24 protein-coding genes and 3 tRNA genes are annotated in these 24,254 nt (G+C 33.1%); 10 read left to right on the top strand and 17 right to left on the bottom strand.

Features of this window, described 5'->3' with window-relative positions; translation table 11 throughout:
* The first annotated feature begins 83 nt into the window (after positions 1-83).
* The 9 genes from ABD077_RS17555 (at position 84) to ABD077_RS17515 (ending at position 6,553) form a co-directional block, all read left to right on the top strand.
* Positions 84-156: transfer RNA gene (locus ABD077_RS17555), tRNA-Lys, on the top strand.
* An 81-nt stretch (positions 157-237) separates the two neighbouring features.
* Positions 238-310: transfer RNA gene (locus ABD077_RS17550), tRNA-Lys, on the top strand.
* 64 nt (positions 311-374) lie between these two features.
* Positions 375-458 (top strand) — tRNA-Leu (locus ABD077_RS17545).
* Between the two features lie 224 nt (positions 459-682).
* Positions 683-1,066: a BlaI/MecI/CopY family transcriptional regulator gene (locus ABD077_RS17540; protein ID WP_343913548.1), complete on the top strand. Its 384-nt coding sequence runs from the start codon at positions 683-685 to the stop codon at positions 1,064-1,066.
* Positions 1,059-2,393 carry a peptidoglycan DD-metalloendopeptidase family protein gene (locus ABD077_RS17535; RefSeq protein WP_343913547.1) on the top strand — a complete coding sequence of 445 codons (1,335 nt, stop codon included), beginning with the start codon at positions 1,059-1,061 and terminating at the stop codon, positions 2,391-2,393. The genes ABD077_RS17540 and ABD077_RS17535 overlap by 8 nt, the downstream gene beginning before the upstream one ends.
* Before the next feature lie 337 nt (positions 2,394-2,730).
* Positions 2,731-3,627, top strand: a complete 897-nt coding sequence (locus tag ABD077_RS17530) for a MerR family transcriptional regulator (protein ID WP_343913546.1) — start codon at positions 2,731-2,733, stop codon at positions 3,625-3,627.
* Positions 3,628-3,652: 25 nt separating this feature from the next.
* Positions 3,653-5,146 carry a phytoene desaturase family protein gene (locus ABD077_RS17525; protein ID WP_343913545.1) on the top strand — a complete coding sequence of 498 codons (1,494 nt, stop codon included), beginning with the start codon at positions 3,653-3,655 and terminating at the stop codon, positions 5,144-5,146.
* A gap of 88 nt (positions 5,147-5,234) precedes the next feature.
* Positions 5,235-6,074 (top strand): phytoene/squalene synthase family protein, encoded by an 840-nt coding sequence (locus ABD077_RS17520; protein ID WP_343913544.1) that lies wholly within the window; start codon positions 5,235-5,237, stop codon positions 6,072-6,074.
* 29 nt (positions 6,075-6,103) lie between these two features.
* Entirely contained in the window at positions 6,104-6,553 is a 450-nt protein-coding gene (locus ABD077_RS17515) for a sterol desaturase family protein (RefSeq protein ID WP_343913543.1), read from the top strand.
* Here ABD077_RS17515 and ABD077_RS17510 read toward each other — a convergent pair whose 3' ends face one another.
* From ABD077_RS17510 to ABD077_RS17490, 5 genes are all read right to left on the bottom strand, one after another.
* Positions 6,554-7,033: a TlpA family protein disulfide reductase gene (locus ABD077_RS17510; protein WP_343913542.1), complete on the bottom strand. Its 480-nt coding sequence runs from the start codon at positions 7,031-7,033 to the stop codon at positions 6,554-6,556. It abuts the gene before it with no gap.
* 291 nt (positions 7,034-7,324) lie between these two features.
* Entirely contained in the window at positions 7,325-9,070 is a 1,746-nt protein-coding gene (locus ABD077_RS17505; RefSeq protein WP_343913541.1) for a hypothetical protein, read from the bottom strand.
* 74 nt (positions 9,071-9,144) lie between these two features.
* Positions 9,145-9,813 (bottom strand): Crp/Fnr family transcriptional regulator, encoded by a 669-nt coding sequence (locus ABD077_RS17500; protein WP_343913540.1) that lies wholly within the window; start codon positions 9,811-9,813, stop codon positions 9,145-9,147.
* Positions 9,814-10,037: 224 nt separating this feature from the next.
* Positions 10,038-11,480 (bottom strand): nicotinate phosphoribosyltransferase, encoded by a 1,443-nt coding sequence (locus tag ABD077_RS17495; protein ID WP_343913539.1) that lies wholly within the window; start codon positions 11,478-11,480, stop codon positions 10,038-10,040.
* A gap of 103 nt (positions 11,481-11,583) precedes the next feature.
* A complete protein-coding gene (locus ABD077_RS17490; RefSeq protein WP_343913538.1) occupies positions 11,584-12,708 on the bottom strand; it encodes a hypothetical protein in 1,125 nt (374 codons plus the stop codon).
* A gap of 711 nt (positions 12,709-13,419) precedes the next feature.
* Here ABD077_RS17490 and ABD077_RS17485 point away from each other — a divergent pair.
* The gene (locus ABD077_RS17485) at positions 13,420-15,843 is read left to right on the top strand and encodes a T9SS type B sorting domain-containing protein (RefSeq protein WP_343913537.1); all 2,424 of its coding nucleotides are present in this window, start codon (positions 13,420-13,422) and stop codon (positions 15,841-15,843) included.
* Between the two features lie 4 nt (positions 15,844-15,847).
* On the opposite strand, the gene ABD077_RS17480 is transcribed toward ABD077_RS17485, so the two are convergent.
* The 12 genes from ABD077_RS17480 to ABD077_RS17425 form a co-directional block, all read right to left on the bottom strand.
* Complete coding sequence (locus tag ABD077_RS17480) at positions 15,848-16,576, bottom strand: metallophosphoesterase family protein (RefSeq protein WP_343913822.1); 729 nt, start codon at positions 16,574-16,576, stop codon at positions 15,848-15,850.
* The gene (locus tag ABD077_RS17475; protein WP_343913536.1) at positions 16,577-17,497 is read right to left on the bottom strand and encodes an ADP-ribosylglycohydrolase family protein; all 921 of its coding nucleotides are present in this window, start codon (positions 17,495-17,497) and stop codon (positions 16,577-16,579) included.
* A complete protein-coding gene (locus ABD077_RS17470) occupies positions 17,497-18,036 on the bottom strand; it encodes an RNA 2'-phosphotransferase (RefSeq protein ID WP_343913535.1) in 540 nt (179 codons plus the stop codon). Before ABD077_RS17470 ends, ABD077_RS17475 begins: the two co-directional genes overlap by 1 nt.
* A gap of 74 nt (positions 18,037-18,110) precedes the next feature.
* Positions 18,111-18,443: an ADP-ribosylation/crystallin J1 gene (locus tag ABD077_RS17465; RefSeq protein ID WP_343913534.1), complete on the bottom strand. Its 333-nt coding sequence runs from the start codon at positions 18,441-18,443 to the stop codon at positions 18,111-18,113.
* 88 nt (positions 18,444-18,531) lie between these two features.
* On the bottom strand, positions 18,532-19,047 hold the full coding sequence (locus tag ABD077_RS17460; protein WP_343913533.1) for an O-acetyl-ADP-ribose deacetylase: 516 nt from the start codon (positions 19,045-19,047) through the stop codon (positions 18,532-18,534).
* Between the two features lie 2 nt (positions 19,048-19,049).
* Positions 19,050-20,012, bottom strand: a complete 963-nt coding sequence (locus tag ABD077_RS17455; RefSeq protein WP_343913532.1) for a DUF1152 domain-containing protein — start codon at positions 20,010-20,012, stop codon at positions 19,050-19,052.
* A gap of 19 nt (positions 20,013-20,031) precedes the next feature.
* On the bottom strand, positions 20,032-20,511 hold the full coding sequence (locus ABD077_RS17450) for a macro domain-containing protein (RefSeq protein WP_343913531.1): 480 nt from the start codon (positions 20,509-20,511) through the stop codon (positions 20,032-20,034).
* A 256-nt stretch (positions 20,512-20,767) separates the two neighbouring features.
* Positions 20,768-21,724, bottom strand: a complete 957-nt coding sequence (locus ABD077_RS17445) for an ADP-ribosylglycohydrolase family protein (protein ID WP_343913530.1) — start codon at positions 21,722-21,724, stop codon at positions 20,768-20,770.
* Between the two features lie 14 nt (positions 21,725-21,738).
* Positions 21,739-22,332 carry a DUF4291 domain-containing protein gene (locus ABD077_RS17440; RefSeq protein WP_343913529.1) on the bottom strand — a complete coding sequence of 198 codons (594 nt, stop codon included), beginning with the start codon at positions 22,330-22,332 and terminating at the stop codon, positions 21,739-21,741.
* 10 nt (positions 22,333-22,342) lie between these two features.
* Entirely contained in the window at positions 22,343-22,978 is a 636-nt protein-coding gene (locus ABD077_RS17435) for a DUF4291 domain-containing protein (protein ID WP_343913528.1), read from the bottom strand.
* 254 nt (positions 22,979-23,232) lie between these two features.
* Complete coding sequence (gene ybiA, locus ABD077_RS17430; protein ID WP_343913527.1) at positions 23,233-23,787, bottom strand: riboflavin biosynthesis intermediates N-glycosidase; 555 nt, start codon at positions 23,785-23,787, stop codon at positions 23,233-23,235.
* On the bottom strand, positions 23,784-24,242 hold the full coding sequence (locus ABD077_RS17425) for a nucleoside 2-deoxyribosyltransferase domain-containing protein (RefSeq protein ID WP_343913526.1): 459 nt from the start codon (positions 24,240-24,242) through the stop codon (positions 23,784-23,786). The genes ybiA and ABD077_RS17425 overlap by 4 nt, the downstream gene beginning before the upstream one ends.
* Between the last annotated feature and the right edge of the window lie 12 nt (positions 24,243-24,254).

The following is a 24,254-nucleotide window of genomic DNA, read 5'->3' as shown; positions in this document are numbered from 1 at the left end:
AAATGTAAATTTATATTAAATTCTTCTTGAAAAATAAATTAATGATAGTATATTTGCACCCGCATTCAGGAAAAGAATGTAATGACCGGGTAGCTCAGTTGGTAGAGCATCTCCCTTTTAAGGAGAGGGTCCTGGGTTCGAGCCCCAGCCCGGTCACAATAAAGATTAGATCAACAATTTATTATTAAATTGTCCTCATCTTAAGTTCTTAAAAAATTATGATATTATATTATCAATGACCGGGTAGCTCAGTTGGTAGAGCATCTCCCTTTTAAGGAGAGGGTCCTGGGTTCGAGCCCCAGCCCGGTCACTAAAAAGTATCACAATCTCTTGTGATACTTTTTTAGTTTTATACTATATTGTAATTTCTTAATGCCCAGGTGCTGGAATTGGTAGACAGGCATGGTTGAGGGCCATGTGTCCATTAGGGCGTGCGGGTTCGACTCCCGCTCTGGGCACTTTTTATTCCGAATTGAGACACTACTTTACTCCTCCGATTTACAATCCCTATTTTTTATCTAAAAAAATAAATCCGCACAACTTATAAAATAAGATACAAATACTAAATAGCAAGTAATTCAAATCACCCAAATAACAAAGTTTAAACACAAGTATTACTATAAAAATAGTTTTATTACTAATTTTATAGTTTTATTACTAAAAATATAGTTATATTTACCCTATGAAGGATTTAACAAAGGCAGAAGAACAGGTTATGAAATACCTTTGGAAGCTCGAAAAAGCTTTCCTAAAAGATATCGTGGAGCAATTTCCAGAACCCAAACCAGCTTATACCACTATATCCACGGTAATACGTACTCTGGTTACCAAAAAATTCATCAGCTTTAATGTATACGGAAGAATTAAAGAATATTATCCTCTCATAAGTAAGGAACAATATTTTAAAAGCCACTTTAAGGGCGTGGTAAAGAACTTTTTTAGCGGTTCTGTAAGCAAATTTGCTTTGTTTTTTACAAAGGATGAAGATCTAAACGTTTCAGAATTAGAGGAAATGAAACAATTGATAGAAGACAAAATCGAACTATTAAAAAAACAAAATGAATAGTCTTATCATCTATCTTATACAGTCAAGTTTTTGTTTTACCGTATTGTATATTTCATATCATTTATTTTTTAGAAAGCTAACATTTCATAACATTAATAGAGTCGTACTACTATCTATTATTCCACTATCATTAGGAATTCCTTTACTAAGTTATATACAATTTGAAACAGTTCCAGAGGCTATTATCATACCAAACTTCGAAGAATACGTGTCTTTTGAACGTATTATCAAAGAAGGAAATTATGAAGAAAACACTTTTACAACCCAAAAGAGTAATATTCTATTTATCATGGCTATTTTATATCTCATTGGAACTGTTTTTTGTGTCTTAAAATTATTATTATCCATAATTAAACTACTTCAATTAAAACAAAAGTCTAAAATACTTTTAAATAAAAACTATTCAGTAATCGTTACCGACGCTTCATACGTATTCTCCAGTTTCAAATGGATCTTTATCCCAAAAGATCAAATTCAAACTATCGAAATCCCAATTCTTGAACATGAAAAAGCTCATATCGTGCTGTACCATACCTTAGATTTAATGCTTGCTGAGCTATATCTTGCCATATTTTGGTTCAACCCCTTTACTTATGTATTTAGAGGGACATTACAATCCGTTCATGAATTTCAGGCAGACAAATATGTAGTACGTAAACAGGTAAAAAAATCCGAGTACTTGGAATTATTAATTAAAAACTTGAGCAGTACACCTAATTCAAAATTACACAATTATTTTAATCATTCATTAATCAAAAAACGAATAGATATGATCACAAAAACCGATTCTAATCCAAAAAAAATCATCCGATACATTTTACTTACACCTGTTTTGTTTATCCTGCTAACGGCCTTTATAAAACCAGAATTAGACACTTCGAATGTACTAGAACAAATTATCAAAGAAGAGCTAACTGTAGAAATACCTCCTTCAATCTTTCCTGTTAAAAACGGATCCAAAGATCATATTACTGCCGTTTATGGGAAAAAGTTTGATCATCCACTACTGAAAAAAAACAAAGTCCACAAAGGGATTGATATTAGAGCAAAAATCGGAACACCTATTGTAGCCACAGCGAACGGAATAGTAAAAGTTGCAAAAAAAGAAGGCAATTGGGGTAATTTAATTGTTATTTCACATTCCGACGGTTTCGAAACCTGGTATGCGCACTTAGATAGCTTTAATGTACAAGAAAATCAGCAGGTAAATATTGGAGAAATTATAGGAAAAAGTGGTAACACTGGACTTTCTACAGGACCTCATCTTCATTACGAAGTACGTCATCATGGGAAAAATGTAGATCCAATGAATTACCTGGAAAAATAATTAAAAGTATTGATCGGGCAAGAGTACAAACCCTTGCCTGATTTTTTTTTTAAAACCAATTAAATGAAAAATTACGAATCTATAATTTATTAAACCATCATTAAAATCATCAAAACTTAATAATCATAAAAAAACTATTTTTCAGCTAATTAAATACTCTTTTTAAAAAAAATAGTCTTCTATAAAAATGATTTAACTCATCTATTTTTTTAAGCATCCCATCACCGATAATGCATTTCTTTCTTTTTTTTAACAATAATCGTTAATATTTTAACAAGGACTATTTACGAAGTAGCTAGATTTTTGTTTAAATTTGTTTAACTATTTGAATAAAAAGGTGAACAACATAAAGCAAAATTTTAGTATTAAAGATTTGGAAAACTTATGCGGAGTAAAAGCGCATACCATAAGAATATGGGAAAAAAGATACAATTTACTATCTCCAAATCGAACTGAGACTAACATCCGCACATATAGTTTAAAAAGTTTACAGAAACTCCTTAATGTTACGTATTTAGTGAATAGTGGGTACAAAATATCGCGAGTTTCAAAATTAAATAATGAAGAAATTGACGAATATGTAAGACGTATAGTTTCCGATACTAGTACCAAAAATCAAGCCATCAACTCTCTTAAAATAGCTATGCTCAATTATGATCTACAGCTGTTTTTAGGCACATATGAGCAATTAGCTGAGAAAAGAACTTTTCGTCAAATATTCACTGATGTATTTATACCATTATTGACAGAAATAGGTTTGTTATGGCAAACAAATACTATTAGTCCGTCTCATGAACATTTTATTACAAATTTGATTAAACAGAAATTGCTTATCAATATTGAGAAATTACAATACTCTAAAGCTTCTCAGACTGATAAAGCGTTTATATTGTTTTTACCAGAAAATGAAATTCATGAATTAGGCTTATTATATATTAATTATGAAATTCTTTTAAAAGGATATAAAGCGATCTATTTGGGACCAAGTATACCTTTAGATAGTTTACCTAATATGCTTACGTTCCATGAGAACACTACATTCTTATCATATTTTACCGTAAGACCAGAAAAAGATAAAATTGAAGACTACGTCCAAAAATTTAATGAAGTGGTTTGTACCAAAAGAGAAAGTGAATTCTGGATGTTAGGAAAGCAAACCATGCATATTTCGAAAACTAGTGCTCCCAACCATCGCTATTTTTCATCCATAACAGATTTAATTAAAGAATTATAATAATCTACCAAATAAACCAACCAATATGACGCCAAAAGTAGTAATAATAGGCTCTGGCTTTTCGTCTCTTTCTGCATCTTGTTATCTAGCACAATTAGGGTATGAGGTTTCTATTTATGAGAAAAATAATACTGTTGGTGGTAGAGCACGACAATTAAAGAAAGAAGGTTTTACATTTGATATTGGTCCTTCTTGGTACTGGATGCCAGATGTTTTTGAAAAATTCTTTAACGATTTTAACACCTCAGCATCTGACTATTACAAACTAGATAAACTGGATCCTGCATATCGAGTGTTTTTTGAAGATGGAGAAAGTATTTCCATAGAAGATACCCTTGAAAAAATATACGCAGCTTTCGAAAAAGAAGAAAAAGGAAGTGCTGCAAAACTCAAAAAATTTATTGACGCAGCTAGGAGTAATTATGATATCGCTATAAAAAACTTGGTTTATAGACCTGGTGTATCACCAATAGAGCTAGTAACTAAAGAAACGATTAAAAAAGTTGGTCAGTTTTTTAGTACTATTTCTAAAGAAGTAAGAAAAGAATTTAGCAATAAGAAACTGATACAAATCTTAGAATTTCCAGTTCTATTTCTTGGTGCAAAACCTAGTGACACTCCTGCTTTTTACAGTTTTATGAACTATGCTGATTTTGGATTAGGAACTTGGCATCCCAAAGGTGGAATGTATCAGGTTATACTAGGAATGAAGAAACTTGCAGAATCTCTAGGTGTTACTATCCATACTGATGCTCCCGTAAGCAAAATACTAGTTGATAATGGCAATGCTACTGGTGTAGTTGTTAATTCTTCAACTATTAATGCAGATATCGTTTTATGTGGAGCAGATTATCATCATGGAGAAACACTTCTTGATGAAAAATACAGACAGTACTCAGAAAAGTATTGGGAACGAAAGACCTTTGCGCCTTCGTCTCTACTATTTTATGTAGGTTTTGATAAAAGGTTAAAAAACATCGAACATCATAATTTATTTTTTGATACTGATTTTGATGTTCATGCTAAGGATATTTATGATCACCCTAAGTGGCCAGAGAACCCTTTGTTTTATGCAAATTTCACTTCTGTATCTGACAGCGGTACTGCACCAGAAGGAATGGAAAATGGTTTTTTCCTAATTCCCTTAGCTCCTGGAATCGAAGATACTGCAGCCTTAAGAGAAAAATATTTTAATAAAATTATAACACGCTTTGAAAATTTAACGAAACAGAGCGTTCAAAATAATATTATCTTTAAAGAGTCTTTTTGTGTAAAGGATTTTATTAAAGAATATAACTCGTACAAAGGAAATGCGTATGGTATGGCAAATACCCTAATGCAAACCGCATTTCTTAGACCTAAGTTGAAAAGTAAAAAAGTACAAAATTTATTTTTTACCGGACAACTAACTGTTCCTGGACCAGGAGTACCACCATCACTAATTTCTGGTAAACTAGTAGCAGGATTAATAGAATCGCAATGTAAACTTTCTAAACAACCTAAATTGCAGGTGGTATGATAACTACATTACGCACTTCATTTTATCATTATAAATAGACCTAATATTAATTTTTTCTTATCTAAAAATTAAACTAAAACTACCTTCTATGAAAGCTTTATTTGACTCCGTTTCTTACAGTTGCAGTAAGTTGGTTACTAACTCTTATAGCACATCTTTTTCATTGGCTTCTAAAATGCTATCAGATTCCATCAGACAAGATATTTACAACATTTATGGGTTTGTAAGATTTGCTGATGAAATAGTAGATAGCTTTCATGATTATGACAAAGAGACTTTATTTAATGATTTTGAAATGGAAATGTATAAAGCTATTGAAAACAAAATAAGCCTGAATCCTATTCTCAATGCATTTCAGAAAACGGTACATGAATATAATATAGAACCGGAATTATATGAAGCATTTATGAAAAGTATGCGTTTAGACTTACACAAGACAGACTATTTAACCACTTCTGAATACGAAGAGTACATCTATGGTTCTGCAGATGTAGTTGGACTTATGTGTTTAAAAGTTTTCGTAAAAGGAGACCAGCAAAAGTATGACGAGCTAAAAGAAAGCGCAATGCATTTGGGATCTGCTTTTCAGAAAGTCAATTTTTTAAGGGACTTAAAAGCTGATTTTGAAGAATTAAGTCGCACGTATTTCCCAAATACAGATTTAACAAGACTAGATGAAGTTTCTAAATCTAGGATCATTGAAGAAATTCAGGAAGATTTTGATAAAGGGTTCGAAGGTATTATGAAATTACCGGTAGAGGCCAAATTTGGTGTGTATACAGCCTACATTTATTATAAAAAACTACTTAATAAATTAGAATCGACTCCATCAGTAGAAATAAAAAACACGAGAATAAGAGTTCCAAATTATCAAAAATTTGGATTATTAGCTAAATCCTATTTCGACTATAGAATGAACTTAATTTAGTGGCATTTTTTTGAACAAAACTATATGTTATGAATATTCTTATCTGGATACTAATTTTTGTTGGTACTTTCTGTGCAATGGAATTTATGGCATGGTTTACACATAAATACGTTATGCATGGTTTTTTATGGTCTTTGCACAAAGATCACCACCACAAAAACCATAATACTTGGTGGGAACGTAATGATCTATTCTTTGTTTTTTACGCTGTAATCAGCATGTCTTGTATTATGCTCCACGATCCTGTTACTTTCTGGATGGGTGAAGCTATCGGTTTAGGTATTTTGGCTTATGGCATTGCTTATTTTTTCGTACATGATATTTTTATCCATCAACGATTTAAACTATTTCGTAATGCCAATCATTGGTATGCAAGAGGTGTACGTAGAGCTCATAAAATACATCACAAACACTTAGGAAAAGATAAAGGAGAGTGTTTTGGTATGTTATTCGTTCCTTTTAAATACTTTAAAAAATAATTATTCTGATAGGATCTTATCTATCGTAGCTCTTACTTTTTCAGTATTCCAATCTGCTGCACCCACTTTGTGAATTACAATATTTCCCTTTTTATCAATAAGGTATGTTCCAGGTATTGGTTTATGCTCAAAAGGCTTTGGATGTGCTGATAATGATCTATAAATAGGATAATTATAACTCTTATCACTCATAAACTTATTCAATTCGGGATCATCGTCTTCGGTAAGAAAAACGAAAACCACTTTATCTTTATAATCGTTATATAGTTCCTGAAGTGATGGCATCTCTGCAATACAAGGAGGACACCATGTTGCCCAATAATTTAACAATATCACTTTTCCTTCAGCACTATTAAAATTCATCGATTCGGTATTTACACCATGTAATTTCCAATCAAAAGAAGCTACTTGTGTTCGATCTTCTACAGCCACTATACTAGGGCTAAAAGAAAATATTCTGGTAAGAAAAATTTGCATCATTCCCCTGGTATTAGGAATAAAAAAAAGCAATAATATGATTACAAAAATTATATTGGATATTTTCTTTTTATCAAACTTCATAGGATATAATATGTGCTATTTTTTAGAATTGGTCTAAGATCGAATCTTTCCTTACAAAAGTATATAAATTAATAAAGCGCAGCCAGAGACCGCGCTTTAAAACTAACAAAAAAACAACAATGAACTATTGTGTTACGCTTCTTAAGAGAAGAGATGCAACGTTAAGTTCACATTATCTTCAATATTACATTTTTCTTTTTCTGAACGTATTTAGTTTCTTGTTACAGTGATCGAGTTTGATAAATCAAAATCCCCCATAACATCATTAGCATTCATTCCCATCTCTAATCCAGTAACCGTTCCATTATATCTTGCATACCAGATTAAACATACTCCAACTCCTGCTGCATCAAAATCTACTCCTTCTACTGCCGCTAATGTCCCAGGAAGTCCTAAAATATTCCCTTGATCATCTGTGATAATCCAAGTGCTATTATCTCCAAAAGCATTTGTATCATCTAAGGTAATTCCAGATACTGTATCTGGCATTCCATCTACAGTAAATGTGTATGGCCCTCCAGAAATTGTTCCTGCATTTACTACTTGGTTACGAGTCACAGTAATGGAATTAGAAAGATCAAAATCTCCCATAACATTATTAGCATTCATTCCCATTTCTAATCCTGTTACTGTACCATTATATCTTGCATACCAAATTAGACATACGCCAGGACCTGCTGCATCAAAATCTACTCCTTCTACCGCCATTAATGTTGGTGGCAATCCTAAAATATTTCCTTGATCATCTGTGATAATCCAAGTGCTGTTATCTCCAAATGCATTTGTATCATCTAAGGTAATTCCAGATACGTTATCGGTTTCTCCATCTACATCAAATTCATAAGGACCTCCAGAAAGTGTTCCTGCATTTACCACTTGATTACGAACAACCGTAATAGAATTTGAAAGATCAAAATCTCCAGTAACATTATTGGCATTCATTCCCATTTCTAATCCAGTTACAGTACCATTATACCTTGCATACCAGATTAAACAAGTTCCTGCACCAGCATTATCAAAGTTTACTCCTTCTACATCCATTAATGTTGGTGGCAACCCAAGAATATTTCCAAGATCATCTGTAATAATCCAAGTACCATTATCTCCAAATGCATTCGAACTGTCTAAGGTAATTCCGGACACCATATCAGGCTCTCCATCCACATCGAATTCATATGGGCCTCCAGAAATTGTCCCTGCGTTCACCACCTGGTTACGTACCACTGTGATCGCATTAGAGAGATCAAAATCTCCAGTTACATCGTTAGCATTCATTCCCATTTCTAATCCAGAAATATCTCCTTCATATCGTGCATACCAGATCAAACAAGTTCCGGCGCCTGCACCATCAAAATCCACTCCTTCTACAGCCATTAATGTTGGTGGCAACCCAAGAATATTTCCAAGATCATCTGTAATAACCCAAGTACTTCCTGATCCGAAAGCATTGGTATCATCTAAAGTAATTCCGGAAACCATATCTGCTTCTCCATCCACATCAAATTCAAAAGGACCACCTTCTATAGATCCTGCATTTGCCACCTGATTACGAATTACTGTAATAGAATTTGAAAGATCAAAATCTCCAGTAACATCATTAGCATTCATTCCCATTTCTAATCCAGAGATTTCACCATTGTACCTAGCATACCATATCAAACATGTTCCGGCACCGGCACTATCAAAATTTACTCCTTCTACAGCTGCTAATGTAGGTGGTAGACCCAGGATAAGTCCTTGGTCATCTGTAACAATCCAAGTACTTCCTGTTCCAAAGGCGTTTGTATCGTCTAAGGTGATTCCGGAAACCATGTCTGGTTCTCCATCTACATCAAATTCAAACGGACCCCCAGAAATCTCTCCGGCGTTTGCTACTTGTATGGTGTCATCATCCTCATTACAGGAAACTGCGATCAATCCTACCGCTAGCATACCTATTATCAGTTTTTTAAACATTGCTTTTTGTTTTATAATTATTATTACTGTAAAAGTAAATTCATAAAACATTTTAAAATGTTAGGTAGCTAACATTACGCAACAATTTTTAAGCGGATTTCCTTTCTATTAAAATCAATTTTATTAGATTCTTTTAATTCATTCATAAGAATGTTTAAAGTGGGCCTAGAGGTACCTATAAGATTAGCTATATCTCTTTGTGTATAAGGATGATGAATAACAGTATCTCCAGTATCTGGACAACAATAGCCAAAGTCTTCTTTAAGCTCATTTAAAAATTCTAACAACCTTGTTTTAGTGTCTTTAAATAGAAGAAGCTGCAAACGTCTTTCTAAACGCTTAAATCGCAATCCAATAAACTTGTATATCTTTAGACTAAATGTTTGATTGTCTCTCATTAAATCATGCATTGTTTGCACCCCAATAGGACAAATAGAAGTAGTATTATCAATGGATTGAGCAAATTCTGTTCTTCGATCTTCTCCTAAAATAGCTTTTTCCCCAAAAAGCTCTCCTCGAGTTAAGATTGCTTTTACAACTTCATTTCCATCTTCGGAGTAATATCCGATTTTTACTTTTCCTTTTTCAATAAGATACACTTTGTTAGCAGAGTCTTCTTCAAAATAGATATAATCACTTTTTTTGTAGGCGTCGAAATCGTGATCTTTCTTGTAATTTTTAAATTTATGAGGACATAATACCTTAAAGAGATTGGCATCCTCAAAAAACCAAATTGCACTCATGATGTTGTGTTTTTATAAGTTAGTTACGTATCAAAGCATTGATATTAAAATAGACGTCGTAATCCAAAACCAATCCTTACAAAAAATTAACAAAATATATCGTGCTAAAAACGTATGTTCTCCTTAATAATATAACAGGTGTTTAGCATAAAACCCTAAACTCATTCACAAAAAAACTCCCAAATTTATTTTTTGGGAGTCTTTTAATTGAAATCTATTTTTTTTTACTTTATACGCTCTCGGATAGTAGAAAGGTTATCATCAACAATCAACTTACCATCTTTAAAAACAGTTTTCAGTAATCCTAGCTTTTCTTCTTCTAAAGAACATTGATCTTTGAGATGAATTTGCCCTTCAGACTCATATAATTGTACTAATCCTTTTGCCGATTTTTTAGTACCATCATCAGTAATAGGATCTTTAAAAATTTCTCTTCCTTCTCCGTTTACTTCTACATAGGTTGCCTTCATTGCAAAACCAAAAGTATCTCTGGTATTATATTGATAAGTAAAACTTCCGATTCCGAGAACTACATTAGTAGAAGCGAACCCTTTTTCTTTAAGACGTTCACAAATCTGGGTAGCTCTATCTATAGTAATACTATCTCCATAAATCGCTCCTATTTTAGGATTCAACACCTTATACCCTTGTGCATTAATAGTACCTCCAAACTCATCCCAAAGTAATTCGACAACTCCTTTTGCAATAATCTCATTTTCATGCTCACATCCGCAAATAATATCTACAGGATCTCCAGAATCAGGACGAATTACAAGTTTTCCATCACGAGTTAATATTTCATTTTTTAATTTAGGGAGATATTCTGTAAGAACTTTCCATAAATCCCAGGTATCTGAAACTACTGATAATATTCCTGTAGGATATGTTTTTAAAAGTCTTCTAAACGTTCCGATTTCATCGTCTTTACTTCCTGCGCACATTACACTATGTTCAGTTGCATTTACACTACCTATCACCAATTCTTTTGTTACATCCGCATTGTAATATAATTCATAAGCTTTAGCAACTGGTAAGGTATCACTTCCCGAAAAAGAAAGAGCATGTCCCATCCCACTGATAATAGCAGATTCAGTACCAGACATTCCACGCATTGAAAAATCGTGTCCTTGCCATGTAATAAATTCTAAATTTTCTTTATCGGTTTCTATAGCATATTTGCTGAGAATTTTTTGATACTGTTTGGCTATAGTAGCAGAAGTACAAGGTTGCCAAATAATGCTAGAAAGTAATGTTTCTAAGTAATTTGTTAACCAAAAAAATTCAGGTTTCGTATTTACCAAGGTAAACATGGGAACGCGAATGGGCACTTCTGTCCCTTCTGGCAGCGCTTTTATTTCTATTGGTAAATATCCTAAATCGTGAAGCTTTCCGATGTGCGAAACGTCGTAATCAACACCTAAATAATTATCTACATATTTTTTATATTCCGAAACTACTTCTTCCTTAGATAAGTTGAAAAAATCCTGATTAAATCGTTTAATAAGGTACTCTTTTATAAAATATTGTAGACCGAAAAAAACAACATGATCAATTCCGTTAATTCTACTTTTTCTTGGAGTCCAATTAGAATACACTAAAGTAGTTCCTTCTGGATATTGTTCTTTGTGACCTAATTTGTAACCGTCTGTCAATAATAGTGGATTCATATTATTTTATTTTGCGTTAATTATACGCAAATATAGTTTTTAATTTTAAATTACCGAAATATTTAGTGATATTTTTATAAATATCAGGTGACAAATCATGTAGTTAACGGTTATTTTCTAAATACGTTTTGAATATATGTTGAAAATCAAGCAAGCTTACTTTTTTATGCTCCAATATATCACCCTTTCCATATTTTTCGTAATACGTATCTCCTTTATTCTCAAAAAATCGAATTCCCTTTATAATCTCGGCATTTTCATCAGTATATATATAACCTTTGTATATTTCCGGTTCTTCTGGTCTTACCTCTTCCTTTGCCATTTGAATAGTATATAAGTTTATAAAATCTTCAAAAAACATCTGCATATCTTTTGTGTGAAACATTTTAGGATTACTAAAATACATACTATTGATATCCATTAGATTCATCCCATTCCCCATAATATTTTCAAATTCCTTATAGCCGTAACTATAGGTATTCCCTTCCTGATTGTATATAAAAAATGTAGTATTAGAAAGCAGTTTTTTTGGTTCTCCAATAACAAAATAATATAATCCAATTGCTTCCTGATTTAATTCCTGTTTGGTAATCCAAGTATTATCTTCTCTATAGAGCTGTAGTTCTAGGTTTTCTTCTGACATTTCCATAGTTGGTGACTTTATATATATCCGATCACCATCTAAAATGATTTTAATTCTTTGATAAAAGTGCATTGCAAAAACATCTACAAATAATGCAATGGTTTTAGCATTTTTTATTTTTCTTGTCAATAAACCTGACTTTATTTCTTCATAACGATACCCATTAACTATTTTTTCATTTTTATAGGTTGATTTTATATTTAGTCTTGGTTTATACCGATTCTTAAGGTACTTATTGTACTCTTCCTCGGTCATTTCTGCAGTAGCTTCTATTTCTGCAGATTCCTCATTTAATGTCATTTGATAAATATCCAATGAATATTGAAATTTAAGCTTTCCTTTTTCGTAATAATCTACTCTTGGAAACTCTGAATCTCCTTTAGGAAAATATCCTTCATATGGTATTCCATCCTTGTAAATACCTTTATACTTTTCCCGAGGTTTCTCAACGATTATAAAAGAATCATATTCTACAAAATCTTCCATATCCTGTGCATTTATACTATTAGATATAATAATACATAGAAACCATACCAAAGCAACCCTTATGCTCCTTTTATCTGCCACGTTCACTAATTGCTTCATTTCTATCATATATTATATTTTAAAAAGATAAAAGTCTTTATTATTTTAATTTAGGACTACCCTGTTTTCAGTTAAACTTATATTTTTCATGAGTTGGTAATCATCAGAGCAACTGCTAAGTAAGTTTTAAAACTATACAAATCTTTTTATGATTACTTTAGTTTGAAAAAATTCTCACACTTATTGGTCAACCATTAATTTCGTGTTAAAAAAGTTAATTTAGACTTAAATAGAAAAAAGTTCACATCCTACAATTCCTTCAAGTAAGCTTTCAAAATCAGACAAATAGCACTTTTCTTGGCATCAAAAAATACTTCGTACTCGAAACATATCAAAACTTCGAAAAACCTTACAATCCATAGCAGAAACGACTTACACACTAAACTCTTTCCAATGAACGTTAGCTGAATATGCATAGGAGAATATGATAGAATGCGTCCCTTTTATTCTAAATATTCTCGTTTTAGGAATCTGATTTGTCAACGTATCTATTTGATGAATATTACAGATTTAGAACTGGATTTACTGTCGTTGGATATGCAGCATACATGATTTTTTTTACTAGAACTTGGTATTTACCCCTTTCAAAAGAGGCAAATACTTAATTACTCATAAAACAAATTTAAACCAATGATATTTCTCTATTTCCGCTCCGATTGATTAAAGTTTTCACCAACAAAACTAAATATCATCTTAAAACCACTCCTCTTCATGAAAACCTATACCCTAAAATTAGCTATTACCACTAGCTTTTTACTTTGTTTTTTTGCTGTTTACAGTCAAGCTCCTGGGTGTCCAAATTTAGATGCCGGACCAGATCAAATTACGGATTGCAACAATTTATGTGTTGACTTAACAGCCTCTTTTTTAGAAACAGGAATCACTACCAGTTACGAAATAGCTTCTGTACCATATGCACCTTCATTTCCTTATACAGGACTTGCAAATCCTATAAGCCTAGGGGTAGATGACATCTGGTCTGATGTTATTGATTTGCCTTTCAATTTTTGTTTTTTTGGAGATACCTACAATCAAATTCAAGTAGGTTCAAATGGGGTTATCAGACTCGAAGTGAATGCTCTAGATCGAGATAATGAATGGCAATTTAATGAAGACCTTCCTGAAAATATGAATCCAACTCTAGGTGAAGCGAATATTTTTGGTGTTGCTCATGATATCGATCCATCTATTTTAAGTACTTCACCCGAAATTGGATGGGAATTATTAGGAACATCTCCTTGTAGAACATTGGTCGTCTCCTATTCTTCTGTAGCTCATTTTAGTGCTAGTTGTAATAGTTTAACTTCAACCTTTCAGATGGTACTTTACGAAACTACCAATGTGATTGAAGTTTACGTAGAGGATAAACCTTTTTGTACTTCTTGGAATAATGGAAATGCAGTCATTGGAATACAAAATAATCCAGGAACTGTGGCTTTTGTTCCTCCTGGTAGAAATACCTCCGATGGCCCTTTTGATATCAGTAACGAAGCTTGGAGATTTACCCCAAATGGAAATCCTAATTATGAAATTTCTTGGTTTGATTCTTTGGGAATGGAAATTGGTGATACCTCCACTATCAGCGTTTGTCCAAACACGAATACTACCTATACTGCTGAAATAGTATATACCAATTGTGATGGTGAACAAATAACTTTAACAGATGATGTGACAGTTACAGGAACCGATTCTCCGAATGCTGGTGAGGATGGTTTTTTGGATATTTGTCCGACTAGTCCACCAATTGATTTATATACGCAACTTACTGGAATTACTCCTACCATTGGTGGTACTTGGACACCGCCATTAGCAAGTGGAACCGGAGTTTTTGATCCTGCTGTAGATCCTCCTGGAGTTTATACTTATACGGTTACTGGAACCAACTGTCCTGATGACTCTGCCAATGTAACTGTAACATTAATCAGTGCGCCAAATGCGGGAGAGCCTGGAGCATTAGATGTATGCGAAACAGATGTTCCCATTGACCTCTTTACTATTCTTGGAGGAACACCAGACACTGGAGGAACTTGGTCACCAACACTTAGTAGTGGTACTGGTGTATTTACTCCTGGGACAGACCCTAATGGAGTTTATACCTATACCATCGATTCTGGAAACGGATGTGGTAATGACAGTGCAGAAGTTACTGTACAAGCTGTCTCCTTACCTACCATCTCTGCAATTACTACGCAATGTAGTAATGGCACTTATGAAATTACCTATCAGACAGGAGCTAATATTTCGGTTACTGCCTCTTCAGGAACCGTAGATATGACCAATAATATCATTTTTGATATCCCATTTGATACAGATGTTGTTATCACCGCTACCTCCTCAATTGTAAGTACTTGTTCGATTACAGAAACTGTCTCGGCACCAGACTGTTTTTGTCCGCAAGTAGTATTCGATACTCCTTCACCGATATGTATTGATGAGACTGGAGAGCCTGTTAATGGTGAATCGTTTCCAGTTTTAGAAACAAATCTGGATCCTTCTCTTTTTTCTTTTGTTTGGAGCCTAGATGGAGTTATTATTCCTACTGCCACCGCTTCCTCATTCATTGCTGAAAATCCCGGAGAATATTTGGTTGAATATACGAGTAGTACCGGTGGTACTTGTTTTGGTGAAGCTTCTGTAATTGTTGCTTTTACCGAAGGACCTGAGTCGCTATCTCTTAGTCTTACTAATGGCCTTTTTTCTAGTGAAAATGACATTATTGCTGCGGTAACAGGTGGTAGTGGTCCTTATGAATTCTCTTTAGATAATGGGTTTTATCAAGACAGCAACCTGTTTCCTAATGTTTCTTTGGGTACTCATACAGTCACGGTTAGAAATACAGATGGATGTGGCGAACTTACAGCCACTATTCTTGTGATTGGTTTTCCGGCTTTTTTTACTCCCAATAATGACGGTTTTAATGATTTTTGGAATGTTATTTCTGATAATAATGTACCAGATATGGAGCTATTTATTTTTGATCGATACGGAAGACTGCTTGCACAAATAGATCCTAATGGACAAGGATGGGATGGAATATACAATGGCATACCCATGCCAGGAACCGATTATTGGTTCGTAGCGGAACTGAAAGATGGATCCGAAACCTATAGAAGTCATTTTACCTTAAGAAGATAATGAGCTAATTACGTCCTTTTTCGTCTGGGTATAGGTTTGGTAATGGATCGCTCTGCCAGAATTCTTTGGTATCGATATCTAAAATGGTTAGTTTTCCGGTGAATGCAGCACCCGTATCAATGTTCCATACATTAATACCTTGCATAGGAACATCCGTATCATAATGAAGAGTTGGTGTATGACCTATATATATTTCTGAATACAACTTTAATCGATTAGGATATAATGATGAATGTTTTTTCACTCTTTTATCCATAACGATTGCCATCTCCCATAAAGTCCTATCCCATCGATAATTTGTAAGATAAACTTCATTAGCAGGTCCTTTCATAGAAGAAAACCCTGCATGAATGAATAATCGATTTTTCTTATCGACATAATAATTCTTTAGAGTTTTGTAAAACTCTAAGTGTGCTATTGTATCAAAATTATTAGTTAAATATGATGTAATTGTTTCTTTACCTCCGTTACGAAACCATATATGGTTTTCAATTTCTGGATTCAATAACCACTCGTGACACCAAACATCGTGATTCCCTTTTATAAAAATGCATTGTTGTTTTTCGCTTAACTCTATAAGGTATTGAATCGTTTCTGCAGATTGACTCCAACCATCTACATAATCTCCTAAAAAAATCAATGTATCTTCTTTTGTTACGTTGGCACGTTCTAAAACTTGAAGCAATGCTTTATAACCTCCGTGTATATCTCCAATTACAAGTGTTCTCATAATTTACATCATTTTATTTGCTAGTTCACCAATATGAAAATTAAACCAATCATACTCTGGTAATTCTTGTAATTTCTTTTTAAAAGAAACTGGTACGTTATCAATTCCCAAGTAGGCTCCACATATTTGACCTGTAATAGCGCAGTTAGTATCTGTATCACCTTTAGATTCAATGATCTCATTAAAAATAAAATCGATTTCCAAATCTTTTATTCTCGATGCTGCAAAAATGCAAAGTGGAACAGAGTTTACAACATATCCATCACTTCCAAAAGTTTTTGCTACTTCCTGAATTGAAACAGTATCTTCTAACTTAAATAACTCTAAAATTCTATTCTTTACATTCGAGCTAGGTAATTGGTTCCCTACCAATTTTAACAAACTAGTATTCTCCTTCCAAAAACCACTTAATATCATCTGAATGGAAACAACAACTGCCAACGCTCCAATATAAGCTTCTGAATTTCTATGAGTAATAGAACAAATCTCTTCGATTCTATTTCTGGGTATATTGTCAAAAAAAGCTAAAGGTGCAATTCGCATAGCTGCTCCATTTCCTGCGGCATACTCTCCCCTTCTTCCGGTTTGACTCCAATCCGCGCCTATCTGAAGTTCTTGAAAAGCTTTTAATGTAGATGCTCCTATCCCCTTTATCCTTCCTTTAGAAAAATAGTTCACAAAATAACGAGATAAAATTTCTGGTCTTAATGTAACATCTTCCAATAGTGCTTCGCAAGTAATGACAGTTAATTGAGTATCATCAGTGATCATCCATTTGGGCAATCCCGGTTTAGGTTGCCCAAACAGATAATATGTATTCTGGTCTATTACTGTTCTTGAAGCATTTTCAAATGCACTTCCATAAGCATCTCCAATTGCACCAAGATACATTGCTCCTAAAAATCTATCTTTTTTGCTAATCATCAAAACTCAATATATTCTGGAGGTACGGTATCCGTTAACCAAACTCCATTATCTGATTGATAGAATTCGATTCCATTTCTATACATTTCTCCTGATCGTATGGATAATATGATAGGAACACCTCTTCTTGCTCCTACACGTGTAGCAGTTTCTCTTTCTTCACTCAAATGAACATGATGTCGACTCATTTTTAGTAAGCCTTGTTTCTTAATGGCTTCTCTAAATTTACCTACCGTTCCATGATATAAGAACTCTGGTGGTTCTATGGGAGTATACTCCAAATCCACCTTAATCGAATGCCCCTGATTCGCTCTGATTTTGGTTTCACCATCATTAAAAGCAAATCGTTTTTTATCATTTGTTTCAACAACTTCTTTTAATATTTCTGGAGTAAGTTGATGACGATCTTTATTCGCTTTTTCTAGTAACTCATTTACATCTGCCCATCCATTTTCATCTAGTACTAATCCTATTTTTCCAGGATTATGCCTAAGGATAAGGCTTAAAAACTTACTTATTTGCTTATTATTTGTTTTCATGTGTTCTAATCATTCTTTTTAATTCTTCATTTTCAGGATGGACATATTTCTTTCCAAAATATGCTTTTGTTATCCTAATTTCTCCTACTTACTATATGATCATTAAATTCTTCTAACTCTTCTGCAGGAACCCATAATTCGTTATGAATCGGTCCTCCTACATTTTCAATCTTATATTTTTTAATAAACTCTGCATTCATATCAAACGCTGTTACAAAACCCGAATATCCAGAACCTTCATCATCCAAATTCCATTTAGTAGCGATTTCTATAGCATACGCTTCGTTCATCACAGGATAAAAGATAGGTTGCCAATTCAATCTTGGTGGAAACTGCTTCCAGTTACTATGATGAATTAGCTCTAATTCTTTTAATCCAACGGGTCTGTATAAAGTTTTTGTTTTCATTTTTCTGTTGTTCTTATTTTCTTTGCCTAAAAACCCTTCGACAAGCTTAGGATGACAACATTAGCTATAGGATTATTTATAAAAAAAGCTAGTTCACTTCTAGAACTTTCTGATATATTCTAAAATTCAACTCATCGTAACACACAAATAGTAATTCTTTCATATGTGTCAGATTTGGGTCATTTGTTACCGTATGAATAGCTATATTGGCGGCCAGTTCTTTTGGAAACTTATAAATTCCTGTACTGATATTTGGAAAAGCAATCGTTTTACAATTATGCTCTACTGCCAATCGAAGTGAATTACTATAACATTTAGATAAAGTCTCTTCTTTATCTTTTCCTCCATTATTCCAAACTGGTCCAACAGTATGAATAACATACTTCGCAATAAGATTACCGGCAGTAGTAATAACTGCTTCTCCTGGATTACACTTTCCTTGTGTTGCTCTGATTTTTCTACAAGCTTCTAAAATCTCTACTCCTCCTTTTCTATGTATAGCTCCATCTACACCACCACCTCCTAATAAAGAGGTATTGGCTGCGTTGACAATTGCATCTACTTCAAAAGTTGTAATATCTGCTTGTAGTACTTTTAGTTTCATTTCTAAATAGGGATCTGTCGTTTTTCTCTATAGTCCACTAGCGTTCTTCTATAGTCAGCTAGCTTGGCTCTAAATTCTCCTACTGTATTTGTGTTTTTTATATATTCATAATAGGTATTCTTCTTCATCACATTTTCTAACTTAAAACTCCAATAAATAGTCATTAATGGATTGATCCATAATTCGCTTCCTTTGGTTCTTGATGTTCTGTGATAATCTCCATAATTTCCTTCTAGAGCACTTATAATGGAATTGGAAACAATGCTTTCCATTCCTTTCATTTTACTATCTACAAAATCAATAGCTTCTTTATATTTTTGACCTTCGGTCATAGAATTTAATACCTGAAAAGACCCCAAATAAGCCTGTTCTCTATCTAATTCTGCCAGATTTTCTAGAAATCTATAATGTGAAACTCCATGATAATGATCCACACCAAATCCTACACTCAATAATAATTTCTTATCAACTTTGGTCTGAAATACTGCTGCCATAGAACAAATATCTTCTTGAGGAGTCCCTAATCCTTCTTCATCTCCAAACATTAAACAATCAGTTCCTCCATCTACAAGAATTACAGTATCTATTTCATGTTTATCTACTAAAAACTGATAAGCATCTTTTAAGGGTTGTACTGCAGTTCTTTCAAACGCATAGATATCCACCAAAATTCCCTGTAGATGAAACCATAACTTTAAATATTTCTCTGGAAAGTATCTTGGGAAAGCATAAATCTGATCTCCTGGACTTATCTTGTAACAAAATGGAAATACTGATTCTGATGAAGTATCATTTAATCTGGTAAATGAATAATTAGCAATCGTTACTTTTTTGCCTTGTTTTATTAGACTAAAGTACAGTGGTATTGCTGCGTAAATATCAAAACCACCACCCATTCCTGCTAAAAGAATATTATTACTTCCTTCTATTTCCTGAAAAAAAGGTATTTTATCTAAAGTATACATAGCTTTATTCGTTTAAATTTTAACCAAAATCATAGACATACACATCTAAGTCATTCTTCAATAAGGTTTCTTCAATTATAGCTTCTATTCTTTCCCATTTGCCACCAGCCAATCCACAACCAATTCTTGGCATATGAATACTTGCATTTAGTTCTTTTGCTTCGACTACTATTTTCTCTAAACATTGCTGCACAGCTTCGTATCGGATAGGAACTCCTTTACTTCTAGCGGTTTTGATTCCTTCTTGAGCTATCATATTACCTATATATTTGTCATCAGAAACTTGTACAACTTGAATAGCTCCTAACTGAAAATCATTTTTTGCTCGGTTTTTATACCATTCTCTAAAGGCTTTTTCTGGTTCTGGCCATCGTTTTGATATTGCTACTACAAAACCTTTACCCCAACCACCAATATTGTTGCAGATATGGACAATTAGTTTCGTTCCTTTGGCTTGTGGAACCGTAACATCTCCTTTTATATAGGTTATTGTTTTCATTTTTTATTCTTATTTTTCTTTTTTTCATTACCAAAAAAAGAAACAAAAAAGTCTAGTCTTATGAAACTTCCACTAAAAATATCGTTCTCTTCTCTAAATTAAATTAAAACCATTTTTGAACTATTTGAACTTGGAGTTTTCACAGGAAAACAGTTTTTTTTCATTTTCATTCAGGTCTTACAAAAATTTAATTTTACGTTTCGCTTACTTCATTTTTTACGTTGAAATTTCAGTAGGACAAATATCATATCTTCAATTAACTTCTATTTTCTAAACAATAATTAAATCGTTCTATAAGACTTTCGATATCTTCAAATCTAGCTAATTGAAATTTCCAGGTTTCTGGTATTGCATCATATCCAAAGTATATTCCTGCTAAACCACCTGTGATAGCAGCAGTAGTATCAGTATCTTCTCCTAAATTGATTCCTTTCAAAACTGCTTCTTCAAATGAATTTGAAGTAAGTAAACACCAAAAACTTGCCTCAAGGGATCTCAACACGTATCCTGTACCTTTGATATTAAATCGATCTTGTTTTGAAATATCCTCTTCCAATATTCTTGAGAAAAGGGAAATTTCTTTTGGATTGAAATCATTTTGCTTAGCAAAATCTAGTATGAGTTGCTTTATATTTTCATATGCTTCAAACTTATCTAGTCCATTTAGAAGCAATAAAGCATACTCAACATAGATAAAACATGAAAAAACCGAGCGCAAATGTCCATGTGTAATAGAAGACACTCTTTTAATCACATCATACCTAATTTCAATATCTTCTTCTCTCTTCAAATAATAAGCTAATGGTAAAATTCGCATTAAAGATCCATTACCGTTGGAGTATTCATCTAATCCACCACATAAATCAGGTCTCATTCCTCTTTTGTATTGATAAATCGCGTTTTTAGTTGTAATCCCAATATCAAACACAAAACCTCTAGGCGTCCATAAATTCTCATAAAACCAAGCCGCAGACTTAGATGCAATATCCTCTAAATCATATCCATTACATAAACTATCCATTAGGCAAAATGTTAGTGAGCTATCATCTGACCAAGTTCCTGGCGGTTGGTTATGAGTACCATAACCAATCATATCTCGAGCAGGTCTCTTATCCATTTGATCACGATCCAAAAACTCATAAGGTACTCCCAGCGCATCACCAACAGCTATTCCAAATATTCCTCCTTTTATATGTTCTAACATTGTTTTCATTTCTACTATTCTGTTTACCTAATTCCTATGTTCTGTTGTATACTTTCCGATACTACATACACTTTCTCATCCGGAACTAGTCTTTTCGCTTCTTTATATTTTCCTTTTTTAATCAGATCTTTTATTTTTCGTGTCAAGGGAGTTAAATCCACTATTTCCTGGATCCATTCTTCATTATATTCTTTGATCAGATCTCTACCAATTCCAACTTGTATGGATCGTATGTCCATTTTGGCTCCTTTCAGCGTTCTTTCAGGATCCCATTGAATATGCACTTTCGCATTTTCAAACGCTTGTTTCCATACCGATCCACTTTTATAAATAGCTATATCCGGATCCGTTAACACTCCTAATGACAATGCTTTCTCCCAACCTGCTCTTGTTATTTTTATGGCAAGGATATATTCTTGATTGGATTTTGTTCCCCAATTACTTCTAGCCATTAACCATAAATAGGAAGGTTTTATCCAAGTCATTCTATGAAAAGAAAATGGAGCTTCGAACTTATTATTCTGAATTGCAGGTAAGGCAATCGCTTTACTATATGCCTGATACACTGTAATTATTTCTCTATCATAGTTTGCTCGTATTTCCTGAACTCTTCCCATCTTCAATTCTTTATTTCAATTTCAAATACTTGTTTAATTCCTCATTCTCAAAAAGCATTGGTTTTTCCAAAGGCGTCACTAATTGCTCTAAATCTCCTGATTTTACAAACTCATATTGTTCTTTAACAAAGTCTGAAATATCCTCGATCTCTAGAATATCATCTTTGGCAAAGGATCTTATAAATTCCTTTCTTAATCCTATTTGGATGGCTCTTCTTTCTAATTTGGCTCCATATGGATTATGGTCAGGATCCCATTGCAATCGAACATTGGATTTGGCTACATCTTTTTGCCATAATTCATACGATTCGTACAAATCAGGTTTAAAAGATGAATACACAGCATTCTCTAAATACTTCTCAAAAGCTGTTCTTTTTAAATGAATCGCTAAGACTACTTCCTGCCCTTCTTTAGTTCCCCAACCATTGCGATACATCATCCAAAGAAAATTAGGTTTTATCCATGTCATTCTTTCCAGACTGAAAGCACCGCCAAAAAATTGATTTTTCACTGCAAAATTTCCTATTTCAGGTCTATAAGATTGATACACTATAATTTTCTCATCGTCATACTGTGCCATAATATGATACCCTTCTTGTGGCCAGTATGATTCTTGTTCTCTATATTTTTTTAATTCAAGTTTCATTTTATCTATTATTATTTTCTTTTTTCCATTGCCGAAAAAAGAAACAAAAAAGTCTAGTCTTATGAAATTTCAACTAAAAACATCGTTCTCTTCTCTAAATTAAATTAAAACCTTTTTGAGTTACTTGAACTTTAAGTTTTCACAGAAAAACAAGTTTTTACATTTTTATTCTGACGCCACAAAAATTTAATTTTACGCTGCGTTCACTTCGTTTTTTACGTTGAAATTTCAATAGGACAAATTATTATTATACTTTAACTTTCTTCATTTAATTCATCTCTTACCTCCATCAGTGCAAAACCTAACAGGTTTTGTCCTCTCCATAAATTGGGGTTTTGTGCTTTTTCATTAGCTTGTCCCATTCCAATTCCCCATATTCTATCTCTTGGACTTGCTTCTATAATGATTCTGTTCTTTGTATCCAGTAAAAATTGTTTCATTTCTTCATTCTGCGAAAACTTATGGAAGTTTCCTTCTTTCACAATCTCATATTTATGCTGATTCCAAATCTCTGGATCAAAATTTTTCACTTTTCTACCAAATTGTTTAGCTTCCATAGGATGATTACAGTCAATGATTTTTTGTAACATTGTCTCATCATTAAACAAAATGGCTTTCTTGGCCATCATCCAATGTTCTGCTGTTTTATAGCGTACTTCTTCTACCTCAAAAGCATTATTCCACCACTGACTAAAACAGCTTTTACCGATACTACCATCTTTATTAGGAGTATGTCCCCAAAAGAATAGATACTTTAGGCTTTTCCCTTTATTAAACTGTTCCTGTATATTTTGTATCGTATACTTCATTGTATTCTTTCTTTTATTTCACGTACCAATTCGTTTAAACTCATTACTTGTTGTACTCCATATCGTTCACAAACGATATCTACATTTCCTTTTCTCCAAAATCCATCAGGACAACAAACGATTAATTTTCCAATTTTGGCAAACAATCCTAATTCCAATAAGGTAATAGGAGACTTTGTATTTTTATCAAAGTACATAATGATCATATCCGATTTTTCTAATGCTTCTAACTCCCAGTTTACCTGTTTATTAAATACCGGATCATCGATAGTCTGTTTCCAACTTTGATCCCAACTATCCCTTCTTGGGTTGAGTAAGGTTACTTTTTCATTAGATAATTCTTGAATCACTATGTCTTGCCATCTTTTGGCAACACCAACTTCGATACTTCCTGCTAAAAAAACGCTGAAGTTTTTATCAAGTTCTATTGTAGATGGTGCTGTGATTAGGTTCATGGTTATATTATA

The organism is Aquimarina litoralis (genome assembly GCF_039523995.1).
GTDB lineage: Bacteria > Bacteroidota > Bacteroidia > Flavobacteriales > Flavobacteriaceae > Aquimarina > Aquimarina litoralis.
Note: the sequence above shows the minus strand (reverse complement) of the source record. Positions and strands in the feature narration are given on the sequence as shown.